Origin of the sequence: Mesorhizobium sp. M7A.F.Ca.CA.002.09.1.1, from assembly GCF_003998555.1 — a bacterium.
GTDB lineage: Bacteria > Pseudomonadota > Alphaproteobacteria > Rhizobiales > Rhizobiaceae > Mesorhizobium > Mesorhizobium ciceri.
In genome coordinates, this window is record NZ_RZRR01000233.1 from 1 (window position 1) to 6,777 (window position 6,777).

At 62.2% G+C, this 6,777-nt stretch carries 10 protein-coding genes; 4 read left to right on the plus strand and 6 right to left on the minus strand.

Going from position 1 to position 6,777, the window contains the following annotated elements; all coding sequences use genetic code 11:
- Positions 1–230: 230 nt before the first annotated feature.
- Genes lptB through lptC form a run of 3 tightly spaced genes read right to left on the minus strand, consistent with a single transcriptional unit; the run spans position 231 to position 2,330 of the window.
- Positions 231–1,049: an LPS export ABC transporter ATP-binding protein gene (lptB, locus tag EN994_RS12735; RefSeq protein WP_013529586.1), complete on the minus strand. Its 819-nt coding sequence runs from the start codon at positions 1,047–1,049 to the stop codon at positions 231–233.
- Positions 1,049–1,630, minus strand: coding sequence for an LptA/OstA family protein (locus EN994_RS12740; protein WP_013529585.1), 582 nt, complete (start codon positions 1,628–1,630; stop codon positions 1,049–1,051). Before EN994_RS12740 ends, lptB begins: the two co-directional genes overlap by 1 nt.
- A complete protein-coding gene (gene lptC / locus EN994_RS12745) occupies positions 1,617–2,330 on the minus strand; it encodes an LPS export ABC transporter periplasmic protein LptC (protein WP_013529584.1) in 714 nt (237 codons plus the stop codon). Before lptC ends, EN994_RS12740 begins: the two co-directional genes overlap by 14 nt.
- A gap of 404 nt (positions 2,331–2,734) precedes the next feature.
- On the opposite strand from lptC, the gene sppA reads away from it, so the two are divergent.
- The 4 genes from sppA (at position 2,735) to EN994_RS12765 (ending at position 5,475) form a co-directional block, all read left to right on the plus strand.
- On the plus strand, positions 2,735–3,691 hold the full coding sequence (gene sppA, locus EN994_RS12750; RefSeq protein ID WP_027161328.1) for a signal peptide peptidase SppA: 957 nt from the start codon (positions 2,735–2,737) through the stop codon (positions 3,689–3,691).
- Between the two features lie 82 nt (positions 3,692–3,773).
- Entirely contained in the window at positions 3,774–4,058 is a 285-nt protein-coding gene (locus EN994_RS12755) for an integration host factor subunit beta (RefSeq protein ID WP_006200394.1), read from the plus strand.
- 57 nt (positions 4,059–4,115) lie between these two features.
- Positions 4,116–4,472 carry a DUF1049 domain-containing protein gene (locus EN994_RS12760; RefSeq protein WP_024502826.1) on the plus strand — a complete coding sequence of 119 codons (357 nt, stop codon included), beginning with the start codon at positions 4,116–4,118 and terminating at the stop codon, positions 4,470–4,472.
- A gap of 37 nt (positions 4,473–4,509) precedes the next feature.
- Positions 4,510–5,475, plus strand: coding sequence for an ornithine cyclodeaminase family protein (locus tag EN994_RS12765; RefSeq protein ID WP_063169008.1), 966 nt, complete (start codon positions 4,510–4,512; stop codon positions 5,473–5,475).
- Here EN994_RS12765 and EN994_RS12770 read toward each other — a convergent pair.
- The 3 genes from EN994_RS12770 to EN994_RS12780 all read right to left on the minus strand — a co-directional run.
- Positions 5,472–5,909, minus strand: coding sequence for an EVE domain-containing protein (locus EN994_RS12770; RefSeq protein ID WP_063169009.1), 438 nt, complete (start codon positions 5,907–5,909; stop codon positions 5,472–5,474). The two genes, EN994_RS12765 and EN994_RS12770, sit on opposite strands and share 4 nt — an antisense overlap.
- The gene (locus tag EN994_RS12775) at positions 5,906–6,301 is read right to left on the minus strand and encodes a VOC family protein (RefSeq protein WP_013529579.1); all 396 of its coding nucleotides are present in this window, start codon (positions 6,299–6,301) and stop codon (positions 5,906–5,908) included. Before EN994_RS12775 ends, EN994_RS12770 begins: the two co-directional genes overlap by 4 nt.
- A gap of 71 nt (positions 6,302–6,372) precedes the next feature.
- A partial coding sequence (locus EN994_RS12780) for a WYL domain-containing protein (protein ID WP_127307570.1) occupies positions 6,373–6,777 on the minus strand: 405 nt, incomplete at its 5' end.

A 6,777-nucleotide genomic window follows, 5' to 3' on the forward strand; every position in this document is an offset into this window, starting at 1 on the left:
GTCGTAGCTGTAGTTTGGCCGCCAACGCCATGGTTCGGTTTCAAACGCCTCGTCTACGCATCCGGACTTCCGGAAAGGAATTTTGCAGCCGGCCATAGAAACTGGCCCGGCTTTTGCTTGTCAAGGCAATTGGTAGCAAAACTCGCTTACCGGAGCGTTATCTCGGAGCAAAATCGAGGAAAAAGCGCCGCGCGAACCGCAAAAATCGTGTCAGGAAACAAATTTCACGCTCAGAGGGTGAAACCCTCGCCGAGGTAAAGTCGCCGCACATCCGGGTTTGCCACCACTTCGTCGGCCCTTCCATGGGTCAGCACCTGGCCGGCATGGATGATGTAGGCGCGGTCGATGAGGCCGAGCGTTTCGCGCACATTGTGATCGGTGATGAGGACGCCGATGCCGCGCGCCGTGAGGTGGCGCACCAGTTGTTGAATATCCGCGACGGCGATCGGATCGATGCCGGCGAAAGGCTCGTCGAGCAGCATGTAGGCCGGACGCGTCGCCAGCGCTCGCGCGATTTCCAAGCGTCGCCGCTCGCCGCCCGAAAGCGACATGGATGGCGCCTTGCGCAGATGGCTGATGTGGAATTCCTCGAGCAGTTCGTCGAGATTGCGCTCGCGCACCTTGCGGTCCTTTTCGACCACTTCCAGCACGGCGCGGATATTCTGCTCGACATTGAGGCCGCGGAAGATCGATGCTTCCTGCGGCAGATAGCCGATGCCGAGGCGTGCACGACGGTACATCGGCATCGACGTGACATCGAAGCCGTCGATCTCGATCGTGCCTTCATCCACCGGCACCAGGCCGGTAACCATATAGAAACAGGTCGTTTTGCCGGCGCCGTTGGGGCCGAGCAGTCCAACTGCCTCTCCGGCGCGCACGCCGATGGTGACGCCGCTGACGACCTTGCGGCCCTTGTAGCTCTTGGTCAGCCCCTTGGCGATCAGGGTTCCCTTGAACTTTCCCGCATCGACGGTCACCGTGGCCGGCGCCGAAAGCTTGCCGGCGGCCCGTCCCGGAAGACGCGCCGTCAGCGACGACAGGCTGGCCATCAGGGGTTCGTCGCTCCCGATTTCGGCGGCGGCGTGATCGACATCTGGACACGTTGCCCAGCGCATGGATCCACCTGAGCCAGCCCGCTTTTCATCTGCACGGTAAGTTTGCAGCCCACCAGAACGTTGTCGTTTTGCGACAGAACGACCTTTTTGCCCGAAAGCACCAGCACCTGGCTCTTCATATCGAAGCTGCCTTGATCGCCGGTCGCGATCTGCGCATCCGACTTGATATAGACCTTGTCGGAGATCTCCAGGTGGTCGATGTTGGCCGAGCCCGTCATCGCCGCACCCGCGGCCTCCGTGCCCTTGGCAGCGGCGTTGGGGTCCTTGACGTAGTAGACCGTCATCTTGCCGGCCTTCATCAATGTCGGCCCCTGGACGACGCTGACATTGCCCGTGAAGATGGCGACACTGTCGGCCTGGCGGACTTCCAGCTTGTCGCTCTCGATCTGGATCGGCTTGTCGCCGGACAGTTTGAGGCCTGATTGACTGGTCGTCTGCGCCCATGACGGCACGAGTCCGAGCAGCAGCAACGCTGAAGTTGCAGCCGCGAGCCGCGTCGAACTACTGAGCCGCATTGGTTTCTCCGCTGTTTCCCTGTGCCGCCTTCAGGGCGGCGGAATCGATGTTGACGCGCACTTTGTTCTCGAAAACCAGAATCTTGCCATTGTCCTGGACCGACATCGTATCCGCCGTGATCCGCGACCCGCCACGGCTGACATCGACGGGATCTCCTGTCTTCATAGTGCCTTTGCCCATGTCGAGGAAGACCGATTTGAACTTGGCCTGCATGCCGTCGGTCGTGGTGATCGTCACGTCGCTGGTCAGGTTCATCGTATTGCCGTCGCGATCGTAGGTGCCGTGCGAGGCCTTGACCGCCGCCACATTGTCGGACGCGATCGGCACCTTGGCGTCGATGCCTTCCAGCTCGATGATACCTTGCGTGCTGACATCCTGAATGGCACGCAGCGCCGTCATCGAATAAGGCTGCTTCTGCTTGGTGAAACCGTTGAGCTTGGGATTGGCCATCACCAGCTTGCCGTTGGAAAAGGCAGTGCCTTCCGCCTGAATCTTCACCGAGACGGGTGCGGCGAGATAGGAATAGACCGGGAAAGCGACCGCTATCAGTGCTGCGGCCACCGGCACGGCAAATTTGAGAACGCGCACGCGGCGCGAATGACGCTGTGCACGGTCGAAAGCATCGCCGCGCGTCCGGCCGTCCGCCGGGGGAGCCAACACCGCCTCGGCGTCGGTCGGTTCAATCGGTCGCGCTAACATTCACTGCTTTCTTCTAACCCTGCCCGCCCTTGGGCACCGCCTATAGGTGGGACGCCGGCGCTTTCAAGCAAGCACAAGCCCACGAAAACTGCAAAAATGTGACAGCCGCCTTTGTACAGACGAAAACGAAGTCCGCACAACTGCGTGTTCTCCATAGCAGAAACAGACACGCGGCGTAAAATTTATCAGCCATCGGTCTCGTCGCCCGACCTGGTGGCGATTGCACGAATATGTGAGCAGACCGACGCCTGGAGAGGGCCCGACCCGGCCCCGTCGACTGCCGACGCGGATAGCCACCTCACGTCCAGGCGCCGACTTGTCTCGCCATGCGCAAAAGAGAACTGCTTCCAGATGGGAGGATCATGGTCTAAAAGCGTCTCCTCCCGCCGACTGAAAGGCTGACCATGGCACTGAGAGCCGACGACCTGATCGACCGCCGCCGTTTGCGGCGCAAGCTGACATTCTGGCGCGTCGTCGCCATAGGCATCATAGCCCTTGGGGTGATTGCGCTTTCAACCTGGTTCTATGGCGACGATTTCGGCGGCTCGACGGTCGACCATATTGCCAAGGTCAAGATCGAAGGCACGATCACCGAGGACGAGGAACTGATCAAGCGGCTGGAAACCATCCGTCTTTCATCGAAGGTGAAAGGCGTGATCCTGTCGATCGATTCGCCTGGCGGCACCACCGTTGGCGGTGAATCGATCTATGAAGAAGTGCGCAAGCTGGCCGCCGACAAGCCGGTGGTGGCGGAAGTCGGCACGCTCGCCGCATCGGCGGGCTATATGATCGCCAGTGCCGCAGATCACATCGTTGCCCGCAAGACCTCGATCGTCGGCTCGATCGGCGTGCTGATCCAGTATCCCGACGTCAGCGGCCTGATGGACAAACTCGGCGTCAAGCTGGAGGAGGTGAAATCCTCGCCGCTGAAAGCCGCGCCCTCTCCCTTCAAGCCGACCAATGACGACGAGCGCGCCATGGTTCGCAAGCTCATCCTCGACAGTTACAACTGGTTCGTCGACATCGTCGCCGAACGCCGCAAGATGAGCCGCGAACAAGCGCTGGTGCTTGCCGACGGCTCGATATTCACCGGTCGCCAGGGCGTTGCCAACGGGCTGATCGACGCCGTCGGTGGCGAGACCGTGGCGGTCGACTGGCTGGCGACCAAGGGCGTCGATGCCAAGCTCAAGGTCGTCGAGTGGAAGGATACCGAACGGCGCAGCGGCTTCCTGTTCTCGAAAGCGATGGCGCAAACGATCGGCAGTGCGCTCGGCCTGCCCGCCTACAGCAGCGACGTCATCCATGAACTCGGAGCCGACCGCTTGTTTCTTGACGGTCTCGTTTCCGTCTGGCACCCTTGAGAAGCCGTTTGGGGCAAGTGAAAAAAGCAAATAAAATCATCCTCATAATTTTGACCGCACTGCTTTCACGGGGACCCGTCTCATGATCAAGTCCGAACTTGTGCAGATTATTGCCACGCGCAATCCGCATCTTTTCCTGCGCGACGTCGAAAACATCGTCGGCGCGATCTTTGATGAAATCACCGACGCCCTTGCCGAAGGCAACCGGGTCGAGTTGCGTGGCTTCGGCGCTTTTTCGGTGAAAAATCGTCCCGCGCGCACCGGACGCAATCCGCGCACCGGCGAATCCGTCGAGGTCGAGGAGAAATGGGTGCCGTTCTTCAAGACCGGCAAGGAACTGCGTGAAAGGCTGAACGGCGGCAAGTAGGCGCGACGTCAGCGCCTGACGGCCTTTCGGACAGGCCAGCTTCCGACGGAAAACATCATGTTCAATCGCTTCATCCTCATCGCGATCTTCGTGCCCCTGGCGATCATCCTGATCGCACTCGCTGTCGCCAACCGCGAACTGGTCGCCTTCACGCTGGACCCGTTCAACCCCGGCAATCCGAAGCTGACCCTGACTTTGCCGCTGTTCATCTTCCTGTTCCTGGCGCTCGCCATCGGCATGATCGTCGGCAGTCTGGCTACGTGGGTCAAACAGGGTCGCTATCGCAAGCTGGCGCGCCAGCGCGGCGTCGAAGCCGAGAACCTGCGCCAGGCGGTCAGCCGTGCGCCGGCGGTATCACAAAGCCAGGCACCGGGGTCCGCCCAAGGGGCAGCATTGCCGAAGCCGACCGCTTGAGCCGCCAATCGGCGGTTTTGTCCTCACGGAGTTTTTCATGCTGACCATTTCGGCCGCAGAGGTCGACCATGCGCTGACCTTTCCCGGACTGGTCGAGACGCTGCGCATGGCGTTTCGCGACGGTGCGGTGCAGCCGGTCAGGCATCATCATACGATCGAGCGGCCCGATGGTGCCGCCTCCACACTGCTTTTGATGCCGGCCTGGACCGATCTCAACGCGGCCGGCACGTCGGCCGGCGGTCACGTCGGCGTCAAGATCGTCACCGTGTCGCCCGACAACAATGCCATCGGCAAGCCCGCGGTGATGGGGCTCTATCTTCTGCTCAACGGCGCCACCGGCGAACCCGAGGCCCTGATCGACGGCCAGCGGCTGACACAATGGCGCACCGCCTGTGCTTCGGCGCTTGCGGCCTCCTATCTCGCCCGCGACGATGCCTCGCGGCTGCTTGTGGTCGGCGCCGGCGCGCTGTCGCCCTTCCTCGCCAAGGCGCACTCGGCCGTGCGGCCCATCAAGACCATCCGCATCTGGAACCGCACCCCGGCCAATGCCGAGAAAGTCGCGGCCGATCTGTGCGCCCAGGGCTTCGCGGCCAGTGCGGCAAGCGATCTCGATACGGAGCTTGGGCAGGCCGACATCGTCTCCTCGGCGACGATCACGACCACGCCGTTGATCAAGGGCGCATTGTTGCGGCCGGGAACCCATGTCGACCTGGTCGGCGGCTTTACGCCGACGATGCGCGAGAGCGATGACGATGCGATCAGGCTTGCCCGCGTCTATGTCGACACCCGCGCCGGCGCCACCAAGGAAGCCGGCGACATCGTCCAACCGCTGGCCTCCGGCGTGCTGAAACCGGAAGCCATCGTCGCCGATCTGCACGAATTGGCGCGCGGCCGGAAGAAGGGCCGCGAGAGCGCCGGTGAGATCACGCTGTTCAAGTCGGTCGGAGCGGCACTCGAGGATCTTGCCGCCGGCATTGCCGTCTACAAGGCGCTCACGGCCTAGTTTACCGTTGCACCCATTTCGGCGCCCATCGCCTCGGCGATCACACGAAAATCGTGATCCCCGATTTCAAAAAGGCCAAAGCGAAGCTGATAACCCCAGTTCGACTTGGCCGCGGTGAAGTCCAGCCTGTCGAGCAGCGGCTTGATCGGCGCTTCCTCGGCCTTGGCCCATGCCACATCGCGGCGGAACGGCGTGAAGCCGGCGCCCATATCGCCCTGATAAGGCTCGCCTTCCCGCACGATGCCTATCGCCGTGAAAGCCTGCAGGCCGTCTTTGTCGCCCAAAACAGTGGTCGGCGAATAGTAGACGACGCCATCACCCGGCTTGACGCGACGCAGCGGTGCCGCCTTGCCGTGGTTGACCTGCATGAAGCCGGCTGTGCGACCACGCCGGACATGCTCGGCCGACGCCACCGCTATCCAATACGCGCTCATTTCTGTTCCCCATTGGCCTGTTCCCCGTCGGACAGCCAGTAGACGCGCAGGCGATGATTATCGGGATCGAGCGCGACAAAAGTACGACCGAAATCCATGTCGGTCGGCGTCTGCAGGATCTTCAGCCCGCGCCCGGACCAGTCGGCATGGGCGGCATCGACCGCATCGGGCGTATCCAGCGCAAACACGATTTCGGCGCCACCGCCTGACGTGGCGGCTGCCGGCTCCACCGTATGGCGCGACCACAGGCCGAGCTTGAAGCCGGCATCGAGCACGAACAGCACGAAGGTCGGCGAACTTTCGACCGGCTCACGACCGAGCAGCGCGCTGTAGAAGGCACCGCTCTGCTGCGGCTGGTCGACATAGAGGATGACGAAATTCGGGGTGGCCATATCTGCTCTCCAAGGTTCGGTGTTTCGACTTGACGAACATACGATAGGCTACTGTCAGAATATGGCAGCAGTCATCGCGAACCACGCGGCTTGTCGAGCGTCGTTCGCCATTCCTTGAGCAGCGCCTGGCGACGACGCGGATAGCGCGTGTCCATTGCTTGGAGTTCGGCGATGCGATCGGCGCGAAAATGCCGGAAATCCTGCCGCATCTCGCACCACGCCACCACCACCCGCACCTTGTCGAAGAAGCCCAGCGCAAATGGCCAGACGACGCGCTGGGACACGGCCCCGCCGGCATCGCGGTAGAGAAAGCCGAGCTTGCGCTCGTTGCGGATGGCCTGCCGCACCAGACCAAGATCGATGCCCTCGGTGGCCGCGGCAGGAGGCCCGACCAGCAGTGTGCTCGCGTCAAGATCCTCGCGCAGATCGTCGGGCAGCACGGCTGCGATCTTGGCCAACGCGTTGGCGGCGGCGGC